This window comes from Desemzia sp. FAM 23990 (genome assembly GCF_045528485.1).
Lineage (GTDB): Bacteria > Bacillota > Bacilli > Lactobacillales > Carnobacteriaceae > Desemzia.
This window is the reverse complement of sequence record NZ_JBGQQW010000035.1, coordinates 1-18,797: the sequence shown is the minus strand read 5'-3', so window position 1 is coordinate 18,797 and position 18,797 is coordinate 1. Positions and strand designations below refer to the sequence as shown.

The window sequence follows — 18,797 nt, the reverse complement described above, 5'->3', positions numbered from 1 at the left end:
AAACTTCCTTGATGAAGAATGGGTTTTGAACATCAAGAGTAAAACTTCCTTGATGAAGAATGAGGTTTGAACATCAAGAGTAAAATTTCCTTGATGAAGAATGGGTTTTGAACATCAAGAGTAAAACTTCCTTGATGAAGAATGGGTTTTGAACATCAAGAGTAAAACTTCCTTGATGAAGAATGAGGTTTGAACATCAAGAGTAAAATTTCCTTGATGAAGAATGGGTTTTGAACATCAAGAGTAAAACCACCTTGATGAAGAATGGGGTTTGAACATCAAGAGTAAAATTTTCTTGATGAAGAATGGGGTTTAAACATCAAGAGTAAAACTTCCTTGATGAAGAATGAGGTTTGAACATCAAGAGTAAAACCATCTTGATGAAGAACGGGATAATGTAAGGAGCAAGCCTTCATTTACTCATCAAACAAATATTTCATTTCACGCTGAATAGAGCATTCCACACTATTCATTCCATTATTCACTCTATTAAAGATTAGCAGTGCCAACACCAACATAAATTTAGAAACGTGGAAATACATCAAATGGTACAACCTTGCTCGATCAAAAGCAAAATTGCCTGGACTAAGTTCGGTTAAATTCCAAACTCAAATCAGCCCATCAATTACATAATAAAAACTCTAACTTTTCAGGGTCAAGACCGAAAAGTTAGAGTTTTTTTATTGTAGTGTATGCTAAAGAAAATCAATCCATAAGAAAATACCCAACAGAATAATCAAGATAAAAACATAGCGCTTAAATTGTTGACTGGGGATTCGACTATACAAGAAGTTGCCTAGCCAAATAGCCAAAGCAATTGCTGGGAGCGAAAAGCCATACAAAATAAATAACTCTTTTGACCAAAATCCACCTAAAAAATGGCCAATAATAATCATCAGACTGGAAACCAAAAAATGAGCTTGTAACGTTTCTCTAAAAACAATTGGATCCCATTTTCGCATAGTACCATAGACTACTATAGGTATGCCATTCATATTGTACGCACTGCCCAACATACCAGCAGCAAAACCAAATGGTCCTGTACCCATCGGACCTTGCAGTTTTTTACCCAGTTTAGTCTGGTTAAGGTTTGGGTTAGAGAGGGAATAAATCCCATAAAGAATAAGAAAAATACTTAATATGGAAGTAATCAGTATTTTCGGAGCAAATTTGACCAGCCCTAAGCCGAATGGAATCCCTATTAGTGTAGCCAAAGACAGTCGCCGTAAAACAGGCCGATCAACCTCTTTCCAACCTGAAAGAACAGTCAGTATGGCGACCGTAAATCCTGCTAACCCGATTAAAGAAACTGAAGTTGAAAAACTAATCGGCAATAAAGCCAATAATGGCATACTGACGACTGAGTCGCCAAATCCAAAAACAGCACGCATCAAAGAACCTAGAAAAACGACTCCGACCACCAGTAAAATAATTGTTGCATCCACAGAAATAAACTCCTTTTTGTCTCCCAATGAACAGGGATAAAGACATTTTTGAACTAGATATTACAAGTCTTCATTTTACCATACTCGTTGAAAGATTAAGGCAAAAAAGAAAGAACCAAGAATAATCCTGGTCCTTGTGCGCGCTTTAGTGAGCAACAAACCAAAAGAGTCTTTTTACCGTACGGATGCTTAAATCAAAAGGAGTGTAGCCCAGTTCTTCTCCATCAGTTTGACCTTCGATTACGGACGAAACTGACAGGCGCATGTGTTCTCCTTTAAAGTAATGAACTGCCTCATCCTCTAAATGTTTACCAGTTGTAAAGAGAGTAAAGAAAAGTTTTAAAAACTTCCATCCAGAGATGCGTTCTACAACAATTAAATCCATTTTGCCATCTGTCAGAGCAGCTTTAGGAGAAATTTTGATTCCGCTGCCGAAGTAAGGATGATTATTTGTAGTGACTAAAAAAGCTCTCTCAAAGGATTCTTTTTTCCCATCTACATCGACCGCTAAAGGAAAGGGTTGTTGTCGTATAAAATGTGAAATCACTGCGGATAAATAAATCAACGAATGCAGTTTGAGTTTATTGAAGACTGTTTTGGAAGAAGAATGGTTGACTGCTTTGATAATCGAAGCGTCTAATCCAAGTCCGACGTTGTTAACGGTAAAACCTTGACGGTAAGTAGGGATATCCAGAAAAGCTAAAACATCCAGCTCTTTAGGTTCAGTTGCAGCCATAATTTGTTCGAGAGCCTTTTTGGGATGATGGGAAATTCCAGCTCCGCGAGCAAAGTCGTTTCCGGATCCAGATGGGATATACCCTAAAGGAACAGAGGCGTAACGTTCTCCTAACCCATTCAGGCTTTCGTGAATTGTCCCGTCACCACCAATAACGATGATCAAGCCATCTTTAATGGACTGTTGGGCTATTTTTTGAGCGATATCAGCTGTGATTTTCGTGGTGTGTCCTGCATATTGACTCTCATGGACAAAAACAACCTTATCTTTTTGTTCTAAATATTGTTTGACTTGTTTCCCTATTTTTTCCCCTTTTCCTGAACCGGAATGAGGATTGATGATGAGATGAAATTCTTTAATCATTGACATATGTAGCTCCTACTAAATAAGTTAATATTTCTTAGTCGATCATGCTTTCATATTATAAACCAAAGAATCTAAAAAAGAAATCAGCTAATTAGTTGTTCCATTGAGCTGCCTCATCCTGCAAATGATTGAGCAGAATACATCTGAATTTGATAAATGCATGTTATGGTAAAGGTAACTCATTTTGTTGCTTGCCGCAGCCAATAGGAAAGGATGAAGAATAGATGTCTAAAAAGCAAGTTGGAGGTTTAATTGTCTTATTTGGTGCCACAGGAGACTTAGCAATGCGGATGTTGTTGCCTGCCTTACAACAATTGTATCAACGGGGATTAGTATCGGATAATTTTGCTCTATTAGGTGCATCACGAACACAAATGACAGATCAAGAGTTTCAAGAACTTGTGCGTAAATCCGTCGAGAACGGGCCTAATTTTGAGGAGTTAGATGAAAAATTCTTTGAACATTGTCGTTACCAAGGAACGGATAATACGAATCTGGAAGATTTAAAACAGCTGCGTGAAAAAATAGAATTAGTAGCCAAAGAATTTGAAACACCAGATGAATACATTTATTACTACTCCATTGCTCCTGAATTGTATGACGAGACAACTACGAATATCCAAAAAGCAGAAATTACTGAATTGCCAGGGAATCATCGTGTAATTACGGAGAAACCATTTGGAGACAGTTTAGAGACTGCTGAAGAATATCACCGCTTATTATTGAAAGTATTTGATGAAGAAGATTTATACTTTATGGATCATTTTCCTGGAATGGATTTTGTACAAAATATTCTAGCCACACGATTTTACAATCCTTTGATTGAAGGTATCTGGAACAACAATTTTATTGAAAACGTACAAATTTCACTTCCTGAGAATTTATCTATTGGTACGCGCGGCAGTTTTTATGAGGAAAATGGCGCGTTGCTGGATATGTTCCAAAACCATTTATTACAAATACTCTCCATTGTGGCCATGGAATTACCAGCTGAATTAACTACCGAATCCATTCACAAAAATAAACTGACGCTTTTACAAAACTTACCGACATTCACCACAGAACAAGTGGAGCAAAAAGTCGTTCGCGGTCAGTACAAAGCTGACAGCGAAGGGAAGTACAAGAGTTACCGCAATGAAGAGAAGGTAGATAGTGACAGTGATACGGATACTTATGTGGCGATTGAGTTATCGGTTGATGCACCACGATGGCAAGGGGTGCCTTTCTATTTACGAACAGGAAAAGCATTGATAGAAGATTATACAGCGATCGATATTTTGTTGAAATCGACGAATGCTGCTGATTCAGATGTAGCCACTCGGATTACTTTTATGGCTGAACCTGCACAGGGAGTATCACTGGTTCTGAACCAAAAAATGCCGAATAATGAGTATGAGCCGGTTACTACATTTATCGGTCCTGATACAGAAACGTTTAAAGAATATTACATTGCCGATCCATATGAGAATATGATTTACGATGCTTTAGCAGGAGATCGAACTCATTTCTCTACTTACGAGGAAATCAAAGAACAATGGCGTATTACCGATAGTATCGTTACAGCTTGGAAGGAATCACCAAGACCTGATTTTCCGAATTATCGTGCGCATACGTTTGGCCCTATTGAAGCTGAAGAATTACTGAAAAAGAATCGCCATGAATGGGTCAAACGTATCTGATAAATACTCTACAAAATGGATGGTTCAAGTAGGAATGAATAAATTAAAAAAACGATACAAGGAGAAACTTATGTCAATAAATTGGAAAAATTTTCTTTTACGCACGTTAACATCCATTATTGGAATCACATTAATCAGTTTTGGTTCTGCTCTTAGTGAGTCAATGGATATGGGACTAGACCCATTTACTGCATTAAATAGAGGAGCATCAGCTCTATTAGGGTTTAGCTTAGGAAATTATCAACTCGTTGTGAATTTGGTTATCTTAGCAATCGTGTTTTTTATGAAACACTCGCTGATTGGCTCTGGGACTATTTTTAATATGGTATTAGTAGGATATCAAGTCGAATTCTTCACTGGTCTATTTACCAATACCTTTGCGGTTGATGAACTGAGTTTAGTGATTCGAATAGTTGTTACGATTATTGCTATATTGATTTTTACTCTTGGTGTAGCCGTTTATATGGATACAGAATTGGGTGTCTCCCCTTATGATGCGATAGCACCTCTCATAACGGATAAAACGGGATGGAAGTATACTCCTGTTAGAGTAAGTCAAGACCTGATTGTCGTGTTGGCAGCTTTATTAGTTGGCGGACCTGTTGGAGTATCCACTTTTATTACCGGTTTTTTTGCCGGGCCACTGATTACTTTCTTCTCAAAGAAGGTTTCTCAACCTCTTATGGACAAATTAGCAGAAGCTTCTCAATAATTTGATGAGAATTCATTCGCTGTGACAATGAAGGGGCAGTACTCTTTTGATAAATAGGATGCATGATGTTATTACCGGCAAAAGAACTCCTTAAGAAGCGCGTCAGTTTCAGTAGAAGAGGTTCAATCTGAATTGCCGCAAACAGAGCGAATTAACCCTGATGAAGGTAGTTTTGACACAAGCAGTAGAGAAGATTAAAGGTAAATTGGATTTGAACGATAATAAATAAGATAAAAGATGATTTTTGTGGAAACCTCCATCAGTGAATTCAAACCATTGATGGAGGTTTGTTTGTGGCTTTTTTTAATCTATTTGCCATCGAATTCAAATAAATGGTAAACTGAAAATATAAAAAAAATTCTATTGAATTCATATTGGAGGAGATCAATAAAATGAAAAAGCTAAAAGTTGTTGGTTTATCTTTAGGTCTATTGTTAGTGGTCGGTTGCGGGGCAGAATATCCGGCAGAGGAAAGCCATTTGGAAGGAGCGCTTTTTAGCGGACAAAGTAGTTCTGGGCAGCTGTTTTTTTCTGAAGGAACCTTACGAGTGATGAACAATGACCTTCAAGTCACACCAAGTACGGAACCAAGCGATATTGAAGAACTGGCACAAGAAGAAACGGCTATTCCATCAAATGGAGAATACGAGGTAGATGTTTCTGCTTCAGGTGATACATACGAAATTCAAACAGAAGACGGCTTCACGTTTACCTTAAAGCGCATTGGAGAACGTATTTTTGAAGATGAAGATGGCAACACATACAATACTGACGAGTATTTTGATTAGATTGAAAGAGACTAGAGTCCGTAAACCCGAAAAATCTGTTAATCTGCCAAATAAACTTTTTTGATTCAGACAAGCAGTTTTTAAAATTTTGCAATTGACATTCGGCAGGATATTTTCTATACTTTGTATGTTATAAAGGATATGTCAAATTTTAAACTTGCTTTGCAGAAAGGTTTTCCTTGGCTGAAAGAAAACCATCAAGCAAAATTGGACGCTCCCTTTTGAGATACAATAGAAATATTGTCGGTTCTCCCGTTATCGAGACTATAAGAGGTAATGAGTTGGTCGAATCCATTCATTGCAAGCAAGGTGGTACCGCGATGCGTCGTCCTTGTTTAGCAGTGGGAGATTGGGCTTTTTTTGTTGCCATTTTATCCAGAAAGCCCCATTTGAGGAAGCAAATAGAAGGAGTAGAAGAATATGAAACACATGACAAGTAAAGAAGTTCGTTCGTTATTTTTAGAATTTTTTGAATCTAAAGGACACAAGGTTGAGCCAAGTGCTTCATTAGTTCCTATTGATGATCCCACTTTATTGTGGATCAATTCAGGAGTCGCAACACTGAAGAAATATTTTGACGGATCGGTGATTCCTGACAATCCTCGCATCACAAATTCGCAAAAAAGTATTCGTACCAATGATATTGAAAATGTAGGGAAAACAGCCCGCCATCATACTTTATTTGAAATGTTGGGAAACTTTTCCATCGGCGACTACTTCAAAGAAGAAGCGATCGTTTGGGCATGGGAATTCTTAACCGATGAAAAATGGTTAGGATTGGATCCTGACAAATTGTATGTAACGGTCTATCCTGAAGATGAAGAAGCCAAACAAATATGGAAAGAAAAAGTTGGCTTAGCTGATGACCATGTTGTTGATGTAGAAGACAACTTCTGGGATATCGGTGCTGGTCCAAGTGGTCCGGATTCTGAAATTTTCTATGATCGTGGCGAAAGTTTCAACAACTTGGCTGAAGAGGATCCAGAAAATTACCCAGGTGGCGAAAATGAACGCTGGTTGGAAATTTGGAACTTAGTATTTTCTGAATTCAACCACAAGCCAGATGACACTTATGAACCACTTCCGAACAAAAATATTGATACCGGTATGGGTCTTGAGCGTATTGTATCGATTATTCAAGATGCGCCGACAAACTTTGAAACAGATCTGTTTATGCCGATCATTCATACTGTAGAAGAAATGAGCCAAGGTAAAAAATACGGCGATAGCTCTGCGACAGACATCTCATTTAAAGTGATTGCAGACCACATTCGTGCTGTAACTTTTGCGGTTGGAGATGGCGCATTGCCTTCTAATGAAGGACGAGGCTATGTGTTGCGTCGTTTATTGCGTAGAGCGGTTATGCATGGGAAGAAATTAGGCATCGACAAAGCATTCTTCTACAAATTAGTTCCAATAGTAGGCAATATTATGGAAAGCCACTATCCAGAAATTTTAGAAAACCAAGACTTTATTGCGAAAGTGATTCGTATAGAAGAAGAACGATTCCACGAAACAATCAATGATGGATTAAGTATTTTAAATGATTTAGTGACTTCTTTAAAAGAAAGCGGCGAAAAAGAAATTGTCGGGACAGATATTTTCCGTTTGTATGACACTTATGGTTTCCCGGTAGAATTGACGGAAGAATACGCTGAAGAAGAAGGATTAGCTGTAGACCATAAAGGCTTTGAAGTAGCAATGAACGAACAAAGAGAACGTGCTCGTTCTGCTCGTAGCGATGAGACATCAATGGCCGTTCAAACGGGTCTATTTGCAGACGTTATTGAAGAAAGCCAGTTTGTTGGGTATAACCAAACAAGAAGCAAAGGGAAATTAGTGGTCGTGGCTACTGACACAGCTTTGACAGATACGGCTGAAGCTGGAGAAACCGTTCGCGTGATTTTTGATCAAACGCCTTTCTATGCCGAAATGGGTGGACAAGTTGCGGATACCGGTGTCATTTTAAATGCTGCTGATGAAGTGGTTGGTAAAGTAACCGATGTGAAAAAAGCACCAGCAGGTCAAACGTTGCATACAGTGGAAGTTGAAAAAGAGTTGGTAGCAGGCGAAACGTATGTATTAGCTGTTGACGAAGCAGCTCGACGCAAAATCACACGCAACCATACAGCTACTCACTTGTTGCACCAAGCGTTGAAAGACATTCTGGGCGAACACGCCAACCAAGCTGGGTCATTAGTAGCTCCGAACCATTTGCGTTTTGACTTCACTCACTTTGGTCAAATCACCAAGGAAGAATTAGACCAAATGGAACAGATCGTAAATGAAAAAATCTGGTCTTCTATCCCAGTCGAAACTGTTGAGACCGATATTGAAACGGCTAAAGACATGGGGGCTATGGCATTATTTGGAGAGAAATATGGCCAAGAAGTTCGTGTCGTAAATGTAGGCAATTACTCTATCGAGTTATGTGGTGGGGTGCACGTCATGAACACGAGCGATATCGGAATCTTCAAGATTGTTTCTGAATCCGGTATTGGTGCAGGAGTTCGTCGCATCGAAGCGGTAACGAGTGAGGCAGCTTATCGTTTGATCAACGAAAACCAGACTTATTTGGAAGAAGTGAGCGCATTAACAAAAGCACAACAATTGAAAGACGTTGTGAAAAAAGTGGAACAATTGCAAGCTGAAGTTAGAGACTGGAAAAAAGAAAACGAGTCATTGCAAGCAAAATTAGCCAATAACCAAGCGGCTGATATCTTTAACGAGGTTGAAGTAGTAAACGGCATAACAGTGATTGCAGCTCAAGTCGATGTCAAAGACATGAATCAATTGCGCCAATTAGCTGACCAATGGAAACAAAAAGCTTCTTCTAATGTTCTTGTGTTAGGATTAGTGAAAGATGGAAAAGTCAACTTATTGACAGCTGTTGATGAAGAAACCGTCAAAAAAGGCTTGAAAGCCGGAGACCTAATCAAAACAATCGCTCCATTTGTAGGCGGTGGCGGTGGCGGACGTCCTGACATGGCTCAAGCTGGTGGAAAGAATCCAGACGGCTTACAAGATGCTTTGGCTAAAGCAGCTGAATGGGTAAGAGAAAAAAGCGAATAATTTGGAAATGAAATAATAAGAAGTCCTATAGAGTCTGCCGATAGCGAGTGGCCTATAGGACTTTTTTTGTTGGTTGATTATGCATGAGTTCGCTTCAATGTGTTCAGTAGTCTATGAAAAGTAGGAATGGCTTTGAGAACGAAGCTAGGGGCCATTTGGTTTTTCAAAAACCTTTGAATGGCTCTGAGAACGGAGATAAGAGCCATTTGTGCTTTCGAAAACCTTTGAATGGCTCTGAGAACGAAGATAAGAGCCATTTGTGCTTTCAAAAAAAGTTAAAATAGCTCTAAGAGCAGGGATTGGAGTCCTCATGGTACCTCGAAATAGTCAGTAAGTATCTGAGCATTGTTTTTAGTCTTAAATATTTAATCCATAGAAAAAAGAAGAGATAAAAAACGTATATTACTATGTATCCAATATAAGGGGCTTTCTTTGCAATAATTTTGTGATGAGGTAACCTAGTATATAGAAGGCAAGGCATACTAAAGCACAATACAATGGAGGGGAACCATTAAAAGAATAGAATTAAATCTGAAAAGAACGTAGAAGAGTAGTTTAAAGAGTAATTTGTATGGTAAAATAGATTTGTAATATCATTTTTTTGAATAGCATTGTAGTTTGCATGAGTTTCTTGTAAAATAAAAGATGTAGTTAACAGAAATAGAGGTGTAAATGATGGGCACAAAAGATGAAACAGTCCGCTTCAATGTTCCAGAGAACAGTGAAAAAGATGTTAAAGAAACATTATCTATTGTATATAAAGCACTGAAGGAAAAAGGATACAGTCCGATTAATCAAATCGTTGGTTATCTTCTGTCTGGAGATCCAGCCTATATTCCACGTCACAATGACGCCAGAAATTTAATTAAACGTCATGAACGTGATGAAATCGTGGAAGAGTTGGTGAAAAGTTACATGGACAAGAGTGTAAACGAAGATTGATGAGAATAATGGGGCTAGACGTAGGTTCTAAGACAGTTGGTGTCGCAGTGAGTGATCCGTTTGGTTGGACTGCTCAAGGTGTTGAAATCGTTAAAATCGATGAAGAAAATGAAGTGTTTGGGTTGGAAAGAATCGGTGAATTGATCAAACAATATGAAATTGCTAAAATTGTGGTCGGTTTGCCAAAAAATATGAACAACTCTATTGGTCCCCGTGCGGAAGCTTCGCTATCGTATGGAAAAATGCTGACCGAAGCTTTTAATCTTCCCATTGAGTTTCAAGACGAGCGATTAACGACTGTTCAAGCAGAGCGCATGCTAATTGAAGAAGGCAATACGTCACGTAAAAAGAGAAAAAAAGTCATTGATAAAGTGGCAGCTGTGATGATTTTACAAAATTATTTGGATGGTCATCACAACTAGCTTTTTTGTCTGTGTTAGGGTAAACTAATAAAGTTAATTTGGTAAAAAGAGAGGAGCCTAATTTATGGCACACGAACACAATCATGATCATGACCACGACCACCACGATCACGAACACATTACAATAATCGATGAACAAGGAAACGAAGAGTTATACGAGATTTTATTCACTTTTGATTCAGATGATTTTGAAAAATCTTATGTATTGGTTTATCCAGCTAGTGCTTCTGAAGGAGAAGAAGTTGAATTATCTGCTTTTTCATTCGTTCAAGAAGAAGACGGCAAACAAGGACAATTAGGACCTATTGAAACAGAAGAAGAATGGGACATGATTGAAGAAGTCTTAAATACTTTTATGGCTGATGAAGACGAAGCATAAGTCGCTTATTACAGTCCACGCTAAAAGCTGACAATATTGTTGGCTTTTTTTGTTCTATTTAATAGTCATATCATGTATAATGGTAAAGGTTAAGCCAGTAGATTACATAGAAATCGGTTTTAAATCCACTATCAGGTTATAAGATAAAGAGCCTGAGCTTTTTGCTGGAAGAACATTCAGCACTGAATAAAGGCAGCTAAATAGCGCTTTGTGGATGATTGGAGTGTTGAATTCCAGAAATTAAATGTGATTACTCTTATGATTAGCATAGAAAATGAGCTAGTCCCCAGCACTAATTTAGGAGGGAATTTGTTGAAAGATACTAATCAGGGAAAAAAGAATCAACAGTTAGATGGAAGACTAAAGAAGGAACAAAAAGAAAAAAGCGTCGTGACGAAAATTGTGTTGAGTATCGTGGCTGTTTTAATGGTTCTTTTAGTTGTTCTAGGTGTATCGGCATATAACTTTTATACATCCTCTATTGAACCTCTTGATCCAACCAGTGAAGAAGAAATTCAAGTGGAAATTCCAAGTGGATCTTCTCCCACCAGTATTGCGCGCATTCTGGAAGAAAATGGGATTATTAAAAGTGCTTCAGTATTTAATGTATATACTCGTTTAAATAACGAAGGACAGTTTAAAGCTGGGTATTATCTTATGTCGCCATCAATGACGATTGACAATGTCATTGATTCTTTACAAGAGGGTGGAACGGATTTTCCTGCAGATTCTGTTGAAAGAATTACGGTACCAGAAGGGTATACGATTACTCAGATAGCTGACATCGTTGGAGAAAGAACTCCCTACAGCGCTGAAGAGTTTATGGCGTTGATTGAGAATGAAGAATTCCAACAGCAACTGCTGACTCAATATCCAGCATTATTGACGGATGTTTTTGAAGCAGAAGGAGTCAGGTATGTGTTAGAAGGCTATTTATTCCCGGCTACTTATGAATTCCATGAAGAGATGTCTTTAGAAGAAATTGTGCAAGGTATGGTTGCTAAAATGAATGAAGTAATGCAACAGTATTATGCGCAAATTGAAGAACAAGGACAGACGGTTCATGAAATATTGACGATCGCTTCATTAGTTGAAAGAGAAGGCCTCAGTTACGAAGACCGGACTCAGATTGCAGATGTTTTCTATAATCGGATTGAGATCGGTATGCCGTTGCAAACAGACATTTCCGTATTGTATTCTCTTGATACTCATAAAGAACGAGTTTCTCATGATGATTTGGAAGTTGATTCACCTTATAATCTGTACCAAAATACAGGAATGGGACCTGGTCCGTTCAATAGCCCAAGTGAAGAAAGCATCAGAGCGACTATTAATCCGGCAGACACTGATTATTTATACTTCCTTGCTGATATAGATACACAAAAAGTTTATTTTGCTGAAACCTATCAACAACATTTGGAATACAAACGTGAATATGTAGACAATTGATGATCGAATCTTTTGGTGAATAGAAGTAAGTTGTTTAGTAAGAATAGAAAAAAAGATAGAGGCTGGAAGAACTTTCCAGCTTTTTTAAATGAAAAGGGGCAAATGCAATGAATAAATTAACAAAACCTATCGTTATTGGGGTGACAGGAGGTTCAGGTAGCGGGAAAACAAGTGTTAGCCGAGCGATTTTTGATCATTTTTCTGGTCATTCTATCTTAATGTTGGAACAAGATTTCTATTATAAGGATCAAAGTGAGCTTTCATTTGAAGAACGCTTAAAAACCAATTATGATCATCCTTTTGCATTTGATACAGAGCTGTTAGTTCAACATTTGCATGATTTGATTGAATTTAAAGCGATCGATAAACCGGTCTATGATTATTCTAGACATACTCGTAGTGATAAAATCATTCATCAAGAACCAAAAGAAGTGATTATTGTAGAAGGAATCTTGATTTTAGATGATCCGAAATTGCGTGAATTGATGGACATAAAAGTTTACGTGGACACAGATGATGATATTCGTATCATTCGTCGTATCAAACGAGATATAGAAGAGCGTGGTCGTACGTTGGATTCTGTTATTGAACAGTATTTAAATGTGGTTAAACCGATGCACAATCAATTTGTAGAACCGACAAAGCGTTATGCGGACATTGTGATTCCTGAAGGTGGTCGCAATCAAGTGGCAATTGACTTAATGACGACTAAAATTCATAGTATCATTGATTACCGAGAATAATACAATTGTGTATTTGTATTTCTTACGAAAGAAAGTTAGCCCCTAAATAAGACTAAAACTTTAAAGAATTTCCTAAAAGAACCAAAATTAATTTATTTGTTATTTACAATTGCTTTGTGTCGTGGTATCTTGTCATTATTATAAATATACAAGCATTGATGACGCTACCAATTTGAGTAGCTTAACTTAGAGGAGAGAAATATAATGATTGAACGCGTATACCCTATGACAATTGAAGGTAAAGAAAAATTAGAAGAAGAATTAGATCTGTTAAAAACAGAAAAACGAAAAGAAATTATTGAGCGAATCAAAATCGCTCGCAGTTTCGGAGATTTGTCTGAAAACTCTGAATACGAATCAGCTAAAGATGAACAAGCATTTGTAGAAGGCAGAATTACTCGTCTAGAGACAATGCTGCGTTTTGCTGAAATTATTGATAGTTCAGAAACAGCTGCTGATGAAGTTTCACTAGGTAAAAGAGTAACATTTATTGAATTACCAGATGGTGATGAAGAAGAGTACTTTATCGTTGGTAGTGCAGAAGCTGATCCGTTTAACGGAAAAATCTCAAACGATTCACCAATTGCTAAATCATTGATTGGTAAAAAGGTCGGAGAAGAAGTCGTTATTCAAACTCCAGGTGGAGATATGACAATTAAAATTACGAATGTTGAATTTGCTTAATTCTTTATTCTGTTTTACATGCAGCTGCCCTTTTTCATAAAGGGGCAGCTTTTTTGAATTTAGAATGATTGTCTATCAGTCTTAAGTCGTAAATGAATTTCCTGCTTTAGAACACTATATGTTTTTTAGAGAAAACGGTATACTGTAGGAAGAGAAATTGAACGTTCTAAAGAATAGGACAGTAAGAAGGAGATACAGCAAATGAGAAGCCATTGGAAATTTTTCTTGACCGTAGAAGCCTTATTGATTATTTGGTTTTTCTATCAATTGACCACTAATTTATTTATGGCTGTATTAGCTATTAGTGGGATAATCATGCTGGTTACCACTAGCCAATCTAAAAAGGAAAATAAGATCCCCTCTTATTTAGTAGGTGTTTTTCTACTATCGTTTGCGGTACTGTCTACTAGTGCTTTTTGGATCATCGTGTTGTTCACTTTTATGTTTATCGCAATCAAAGACAATGGAATCTTCATGAATAATCTGAGCGGTAAATTATTTAAAAAAGCACCTTGGAATGAAAAAGACATCATTGTAGTGGAAGCAGCAGAACAAACTCCAAAAAACGGTAAACGAAAAAAACAGGATTGGATCGGTCATCATAAAATTGGGCAATCGATTTTCGAATGGGATGATATCAATTTTTCCATCTTAATGGGTGATACTATTGTAGATTTGGGAAACACGTTTCTTCCAAAAGCAGAAAGTTATATCGTTATTCGTAAAGGATTTGGAAAGACACGCATTTTAGTTCCTAAAGGTGTCGGTGTAATGATTGAACACAGTGCAATCAAAGGAAAGGTGCTATTTGAGACAGAAGAGCTTTCTTTGGTAAATGAATCAGTCAAAATGTACAGTAAGGACTATGATCTTCATAACCGGAAATTAAAAGTTATCACTTCTGTAGGGGTGGGAGATTTAGAGGTGATCGCCATATGAATAAAAAGGCAACTGGGAAATTGTTCTTTTTGGCCTTTGGTTTAGCCTTTTTGATTTTATTTTTTGTAACGGCTTCTTTTAGTTACACCGTTTACCCGGACACTTGGTATGTTGAATTAGTAACGAGACATTTTTTTTACATTCCTATTTTCTTGTATTTATTTGTACTGGCTGGAATCATAGCCGCAATTATTGCTTTATATGGTTATATTTCGATTCGTAAACAAAATAAGCAATTGTTTAAGCTGTTAGAAGAATTGGCTAATGGAAATTATGAAGCTGTTGCATTTCAAAAACCTTTAGATAATGATTTTTATTCTTTATCCGCCATAGAGCTCCTTGAAAAGGATATAGATGTGATTCGAGAGAAGTTATTGGAATTGTCTCGAGAAGTACAAAAGAGCAGCAATCTGCCTAAATTTGTAGATGGTCAGACTAAAGAAGAAATACTGGAGCAAGAGCGTCACCGCTTAGCACGGGAATTACATGATTCTGTCAGTCAACAGTTATTTGCTGCAATGATGATGCTATCTGCCTTAAATCAACAATTAGCTGGTGCAGATGACGCTACTCGTAAACAAATGGATATGATTGAGAGAATCATCAATGAAGCTCAATCAGAAATGAGAGCGTTGCTCCTTCATTTAAGACCAGTGAATCTAGAAGGTAAGAGCTTGAAGCAGGGCATCGAACAATTATTAAAGGAGTTGAGTACAAAAATCCAGATTCAATTGTCTTGGTCAGTGGCTGATATATCTCTGCCTAAAGGAATCGAAGATCATCTGTTCCGTATCGTTCAAGAATTGTTGTCGAATACATTACGGCACGCGAAAGCCCACGAGTTGGAGGTGTATTTGGATAATGTAGACAATACAGTGTCTTTGAGAGTGATGGATGATGGAGTAGGATTCGATCCGCAGAAAAAGACGGTAGGAAGTTATGGGTTGCAAAATATCCGTGAGCGAGTAATTGGAATGGGTGGAACTTGTAAAATCATCAGCTTTTCAGGAAAAGGAACAAGTATTGAGATCAAAATACCAGTCATTAAGGAGAGTGAAATGAATCATGATTAAAGTGTTATTGGTAGATGACCATGAAATGGTGCGACTTGGTTTGTCGTCTTATTTAACGATTCAATCGGATATTGAAGTTATCGGGGAAGCGGAAAATGGAAAAATAGGTTATGAAAAAGCCTTATCGCTTAAGCCAGACATTATTTTAATGGATCTGGTCATGGATGAAATGAACGGGATTGAATCTACACAAAGTATATTAAAAGACTGGCCTGAAGCAAAAATCATTATTTTGACGAGCTTTATTGATGATGAAAAAGTATATCCTGCTTTGGAAGCAGGAGCATCCAGTTATATCCTGAAGACGTCAACTGCAAACGATATCGCTGTTGCTATCCGCAATACATACAAAGGGGAATCTGTTTTAGAGCCTGAAGTAACTGGAAAAATGATGGAGCGTTTTTCTAAGAAGCAAGAACATAAATTACATGATGATTTAACGAGCCGCGAAAGAGAGATTTTGTTATTGATCGCTCAGGGTAAATCGAATCAAGATATAGCTGATGAGCTCTTTATTACATTAAAAACGGTCAAAACACATGTGTCCAATATCCTCTCAAAACTTGAAGTAGATGATCGCACACAAGCAACGATCTATGCGTTTAAAAATCAGTTGATTGAATAAAGGAATAAAGAAAGTGGTTCTTTTTTATCTCAGGTGTAAAGTTTTATTTTCTGTGATAAACTGAAGATAAGCAAATCACTGAGAGGGGGATCACAGGGATTCGGTTCCTGTGTAAATAAAATGAAAATAGATGTGACAAAAGCAGCACAACAATGGTTTCAAGAGGAGTTAGGTTTATCGGAAGGTTCAGGAATCCATTTTTCTGGAAAGGTTTACGGTAAAACAGAAGTACACGAAGGTTTTTCAGTGGGAATGGCTGTAGATAAACCTGGTTCTGATGTAATGGTTTCTACCGAAATAAATGGTGTCGTTTACTATATCAATAATCATGATGACTGGTTTTTTAGCGGATACGATCTAGAAGTGGATTATGATGCTGAAAGAGACGAACCGGTTTATCATTTTAATGAGCAGAGCGCGTAACAAATTAATACAACTAAACCAAAAAAAAAGGAATTGAGCTGTTTAGCTCAATTCCTTTTTTATTCTTTTTAAATCGGCATAATAACCGGTAAAATCATAGGGCTTCTTTCTGTACGCTCGTACAAGAATGGTTTTAAGCTTTGGATGATTTCATTTTTAACAGAATGTTCTGTGATAGACTCTTTTTTCATTTCTTTCGCAAGACTGCGAGAAACGACATTTTGTGCATCATGAATCAATTTTCCTGATTCGCGCATGTAAATAAATCCTCGAGAAAGAATATCGGGTCCAGCTAAAACTTCATGAGTTTTGAAGTCAATGGTCACCACGACTACTAATAAACCTTCTTCAGATAATAATTTACGGTCACGCAACACGACATTCCCGATATCTCCAATTCCTTTACCATCAACATACACGTCACCAGCCTCAAAGTGACCGGCTCTGCGTGCAGAATCTTCTGTAAATGCAATAACGTCTCCATTTTCAGCGATAAAGCAATTTTCTTTTGGAACACCAGTCTGTTCAGCAAGACCAGCATGAATTTTCTGCATTCTGTATTCACCGTGAATAGGAATAAAGTATTTCGGTTTCATCAAACGCAGCATCAATTTTTGTTCTTGTTGACTACCGTGACCAGAAGTATGGACGTTGTTTAATCTACCATGAATCACATTTGCTCCAGCTTCTGACAATAAGTTGATCAAACGGTTTACGCTGGTTGTATTTCCAGGAATAGGTGAGCTGGAGAAAATAACAGTATCTCCAGGCTGTATTTGAATCTGACGGTGAGTACCGTTCGCAATTCGACTAAGAGCAGCCATCGGTTCACCTTGAGAACCTGTACATAAAATGATTGTTTCATTGGCTGGATAACGATTGATCTCTCTTTGATCTACAAATATTTCCTCGGGAGCAGTGATGTAACCTAATTCACGTCCGGTAACTGCAGAAGCTTCCATGCTTCTACCAAAAACAGCAATTTTTCGGCCGGTCTTGATAGCTGCATCAGCTACTTGTTGCAGTCTAGAAATATTTGATGCGAAAGTTGCAAAAATGATACGTCCTTCGACTTTTTGCATGATGCTGGTGATAGAGTCGCCAACAACTTGTTCAGATTTTGTAAAGTTTGGTATTTCTGCATTAGTACTATCAGAAAGGAGAGCCAGTACTCCTTCATCACCGATTTTTGCCATACGGTGTAGGTCAGCAGGTTCGCCGACAGGAGTGAAATCAAATTTGTAATCCCCTGTGTGAACAATATTACCGGGCGGTGTTTTTACAATAATTCCATATGCTTCAGGAATACTGTGAGTCGTCCGGTAAAAGCTGACACTTGTTTTACGGAACTTGATGACATCATGTTCATCGGTTTTATGAAGTTCTGCATCACGCAATAATCCGCGCTCATTTAATTTGTTTTGAATTAAGGCATATGCTAATGGTCCTGCATAAATAGGGATGTTTACTTGTTGCAGTAAAAATGGAATCCCGCCAATATGATCTTCGTGACCATGAGTAATGAATAAACCTTTTATTTTACTAATGTTTTGTACGATATAACTATAGTCAGGAATGACATAATCGATACCGAGCAAATCATCTTCAGGAAACTTGATACCAGCATCAATCAAGATGATTTCATCTTGGAATTGAACACCGTATGTGTTTTTCCCAATTTCGCCTAATCCCCCAATGGCAAATACGGCAGCTTCATTATTTTTGATGTTTGGTTTCATTAGCTAAACTCCGTCAAAGTGAAGTCAGGACTTTTTTGTTCGTATGCTAAGTGTGCTGGGTCTAAAAGTTGAACAAATTCAACGTTATAGGGGGTGTTTTCTTCAACCATTGCACGTGCATCTACATCTGTTTCTGCTTCAACGTAAAGAGATTTTGTTTCTTCTCTCTTTGGATTTCTGATTTTCTCTTCTTGATAAGTTACTTTAAATATCATATCTATTCTCTCCTTTAATCTTTCATTCTTTTAAAAGTAAAAAGCAAATTAAATAATTCTGTAAATAAATTAAATTTGGGTACAAAAAATAAACGGTTTTTGATAAAAGACGATCGATTTATCTCCTAATGTACATTTTTTCTCCCGAACTGGTTGTTGTGGTTAACCACAACGGCTATAAATAGTTTAACACAGTTTGCACATTAAGTATAGATTGGAAGACTTGATGTAAGCAAACGATATCGTTCGAACGTGATAATGTCCTAAGTAGGTCGAAGCATAAAATGTCCCAAAATGATAAAATAAAATCATGAAAAGGATAATACTAACGATGAATGAAGATAAGAAATATAAAGTAATAAAAGC

Annotated in this window: 20 protein-coding genes; 16 read left to right on the top strand and 4 right to left on the bottom strand. The window is 37.4% G+C overall.

Annotated elements, in window-relative coordinates; genetic code table 11:
* Positions 1-450: 450 nt before the first annotated feature.
* Positions 451-633 (top strand): IS3 family transposase, encoded by a 183-nt coding sequence (locus ACEN4I_RS12420; RefSeq protein WP_407095568.1) that lies wholly within the window; start codon positions 451-453, stop codon positions 631-633.
* 62 nt (positions 634-695) lie between these two features.
* Here the strand turns inward: ACEN4I_RS12420 and ACEN4I_RS12415 are convergent, their stop codons facing one another.
* Positions 696-1,445: a sulfite exporter TauE/SafE family protein gene (locus tag ACEN4I_RS12415; protein ID WP_407095468.1), complete on the bottom strand. Its 750-nt coding sequence runs from the start codon at positions 1,443-1,445 to the stop codon at positions 696-698.
* Positions 1,446-1,590: 145 nt separating this feature from the next.
* Positions 1,591-2,550: a diacylglycerol/lipid kinase family protein gene (locus tag ACEN4I_RS12410; RefSeq protein ID WP_407101661.1), complete on the bottom strand. Its 960-nt coding sequence runs from the start codon at positions 2,548-2,550 to the stop codon at positions 1,591-1,593.
* Positions 2,551-2,771: 221 nt separating this feature from the next.
* Here ACEN4I_RS12410 and zwf point away from each other — a divergent pair, with 221 nt between their 5' ends.
* From zwf to ACEN4I_RS12335, 15 genes are all read left to right on the top strand, one after another.
* The gene (gene zwf, locus ACEN4I_RS12405) at positions 2,772-4,226 is read left to right on the top strand and encodes a glucose-6-phosphate dehydrogenase (RefSeq protein ID WP_407101663.1); all 1,455 of its coding nucleotides are present in this window, start codon (positions 2,772-2,774) and stop codon (positions 4,224-4,226) included.
* Between the two features lie 70 nt (positions 4,227-4,296).
* A complete protein-coding gene (locus ACEN4I_RS12400) occupies positions 4,297-4,938 on the top strand; it encodes a YczE/YyaS/YitT family protein (RefSeq protein WP_407101665.1) in 642 nt (213 codons plus the stop codon).
* A gap of 392 nt (positions 4,939-5,330) precedes the next feature.
* The gene (locus tag ACEN4I_RS12395) at positions 5,331-5,726 is read left to right on the top strand and encodes a hypothetical protein (RefSeq protein WP_407095464.1); all 396 of its coding nucleotides are present in this window, start codon (positions 5,331-5,333) and stop codon (positions 5,724-5,726) included.
* 221 nt (positions 5,727-5,947) lie between these two features.
* Positions 5,948-6,166: a hypothetical protein gene (locus tag ACEN4I_RS12390; protein ID WP_407095463.1), complete on the top strand. Its 219-nt coding sequence runs from the start codon at positions 5,948-5,950 to the stop codon at positions 6,164-6,166.
* Positions 6,147-8,798, top strand: a complete 2,652-nt coding sequence (gene alaS / locus ACEN4I_RS12385; RefSeq protein WP_407101667.1) for an alanine--tRNA ligase — start codon at positions 6,147-6,149, stop codon at positions 8,796-8,798. Before ACEN4I_RS12390 ends, alaS begins: the two co-directional genes overlap by 20 nt.
* A 675-nt stretch (positions 8,799-9,473) precedes the next feature.
* A complete protein-coding gene (locus ACEN4I_RS12380; protein ID WP_407095567.1) occupies positions 9,474-9,740 on the top strand; it encodes an IreB family regulatory phosphoprotein in 267 nt (88 codons plus the stop codon).
* A complete protein-coding gene (gene ruvX, locus ACEN4I_RS12375) occupies positions 9,740-10,162 on the top strand; it encodes a Holliday junction resolvase RuvX (protein ID WP_407095566.1) in 423 nt (140 codons plus the stop codon). The genes ACEN4I_RS12380 and ruvX overlap by 1 nt, the downstream gene beginning before the upstream one ends.
* A gap of 64 nt (positions 10,163-10,226) precedes the next feature.
* Positions 10,227-10,541 carry a DUF1292 domain-containing protein gene (locus tag ACEN4I_RS12370; RefSeq protein WP_407095461.1) on the top strand — a complete coding sequence of 105 codons (315 nt, stop codon included), beginning with the start codon at positions 10,227-10,229 and terminating at the stop codon, positions 10,539-10,541.
* 312 nt (positions 10,542-10,853) lie between these two features.
* Entirely contained in the window at positions 10,854-11,990 is a 1,137-nt protein-coding gene (gene mltG, locus ACEN4I_RS12365; protein ID WP_407095460.1) for an endolytic transglycosylase MltG, read from the top strand.
* Positions 11,991-12,097: 107 nt separating this feature from the next.
* Positions 12,098-12,733 (top strand): uridine kinase, encoded by a 636-nt coding sequence (gene udk, locus ACEN4I_RS12360; RefSeq protein WP_407095459.1) that lies wholly within the window; start codon positions 12,098-12,100, stop codon positions 12,731-12,733.
* 204 nt (positions 12,734-12,937) lie between these two features.
* The gene (gene greA / locus ACEN4I_RS12355) at positions 12,938-13,417 is read left to right on the top strand and encodes a transcription elongation factor GreA (protein WP_407101668.1); all 480 of its coding nucleotides are present in this window, start codon (positions 12,938-12,940) and stop codon (positions 13,415-13,417) included.
* A 201-nt stretch (positions 13,418-13,618) separates the two neighbouring features.
* Positions 13,619-14,356, top strand: coding sequence for a cell wall-active antibiotics response protein LiaF (liaF, locus tag ACEN4I_RS12350; protein ID WP_407095457.1), 738 nt, complete (start codon positions 13,619-13,621; stop codon positions 14,354-14,356).
* Positions 14,353-15,429 carry a sensor histidine kinase gene (locus ACEN4I_RS12345; protein ID WP_407101670.1) on the top strand — a complete coding sequence of 359 codons (1,077 nt, stop codon included), beginning with the start codon at positions 14,353-14,355 and terminating at the stop codon, positions 15,427-15,429. The genes liaF and ACEN4I_RS12345 overlap by 4 nt, the downstream gene beginning before the upstream one ends.
* Entirely contained in the window at positions 15,422-16,054 is a 633-nt protein-coding gene (locus ACEN4I_RS12340; protein ID WP_407095455.1) for a response regulator, read from the top strand. The genes ACEN4I_RS12345 and ACEN4I_RS12340 overlap by 8 nt, the downstream gene beginning before the upstream one ends.
* A gap of 120 nt (positions 16,055-16,174) precedes the next feature.
* The gene (locus tag ACEN4I_RS12335; protein WP_407095454.1) at positions 16,175-16,477 is read left to right on the top strand and encodes a HesB/YadR/YfhF family protein; all 303 of its coding nucleotides are present in this window, start codon (positions 16,175-16,177) and stop codon (positions 16,475-16,477) included.
* A gap of 68 nt (positions 16,478-16,545) precedes the next feature.
* On the opposite strand, the gene rnjA is transcribed toward ACEN4I_RS12335, so the two are convergent.
* On the bottom strand, positions 16,546-18,216 hold the full coding sequence (gene rnjA / locus ACEN4I_RS12330; RefSeq protein WP_407101672.1) for a ribonuclease J1: 1,671 nt from the start codon (positions 18,214-18,216) through the stop codon (positions 16,546-16,548).
* Positions 18,216-18,431 (bottom strand): DNA-directed RNA polymerase subunit epsilon, encoded by a 216-nt coding sequence (locus ACEN4I_RS12325; RefSeq protein ID WP_407095452.1) that lies wholly within the window; start codon positions 18,429-18,431, stop codon positions 18,216-18,218. Before ACEN4I_RS12325 ends, rnjA begins: the two co-directional genes overlap by 1 nt.
* Between the last annotated feature and the right edge of the window lie 366 nt (positions 18,432-18,797).

Bases quoted from the DNA above. Each gene is read 5' to 3' on its own strand.
- zwf (WP_407101663.1), top strand. From the start codon at position 2,772: ATGTCTAAAAAGCAAGTTGGAGGTTTAATTGTCTTATTTGGTGCCACA.
- udk (WP_407095459.1), top strand. From the start codon at position 12,098: ATGAATAAATTAACAAAACCTATCGTTATTGGGGTGACAGGAGGTTCA.
- ACEN4I_RS12395 (WP_407095464.1), top strand. From the start codon at position 5,331: ATGAAAAAGCTAAAAGTTGTTGGTTTATCTTTAGGTCTATTGTTAGTG.
- ACEN4I_RS12335 (WP_407095454.1), top strand. From the start codon at position 16,175: ATGAAAATAGATGTGACAAAAGCAGCACAACAATGGTTTCAAGAGGAG.
- ACEN4I_RS12370 (WP_407095461.1), top strand. From the start codon at position 10,227: ATGGCACACGAACACAATCATGATCATGACCACGACCACCACGATCAC.
- alaS (WP_407101667.1), top strand. From the start codon at position 6,147: ATGAAACACATGACAAGTAAAGAAGTTCGTTCGTTATTTTTAGAATTT.
- ACEN4I_RS12340 (WP_407095455.1), top strand. From the start codon at position 15,422: ATGATTAAAGTGTTATTGGTAGATGACCATGAAATGGTGCGACTTGGT.
- rnjA (WP_407101672.1), bottom strand. From the start codon at position 18,216: ATGAAACCAAACATCAAAAATAATGAAGCTGCCGTATTTGCCATTGGG.
- ACEN4I_RS12400 (WP_407101665.1), top strand. From the start codon at position 4,297: ATGTCAATAAATTGGAAAAATTTTCTTTTACGCACGTTAACATCCATT.
- ruvX (WP_407095566.1), top strand. From the start codon at position 9,740: ATGAGAATAATGGGGCTAGACGTAGGTTCTAAGACAGTTGGTGTCGCA.
- greA (WP_407101668.1), top strand. From the start codon at position 12,938: ATGATTGAACGCGTATACCCTATGACAATTGAAGGTAAAGAAAAATTA.
- ACEN4I_RS12345 (WP_407101670.1), top strand. From the start codon at position 14,353: ATGAATAAAAAGGCAACTGGGAAATTGTTCTTTTTGGCCTTTGGTTTA.
- ACEN4I_RS12325 (WP_407095452.1), bottom strand. From the start codon at position 18,431: ATGATATTTAAAGTAACTTATCAAGAAGAGAAAATCAGAAATCCAAAG.
- ACEN4I_RS12380 (WP_407095567.1), top strand. From the start codon at position 9,474: ATGGGCACAAAAGATGAAACAGTCCGCTTCAATGTTCCAGAGAACAGT.
- ACEN4I_RS12410 (WP_407101661.1), bottom strand. From the start codon at position 2,550: ATGTCAATGATTAAAGAATTTCATCTCATCATCAATCCTCATTCCGGT.
- liaF (WP_407095457.1), top strand. From the start codon at position 13,619: ATGAGAAGCCATTGGAAATTTTTCTTGACCGTAGAAGCCTTATTGATT.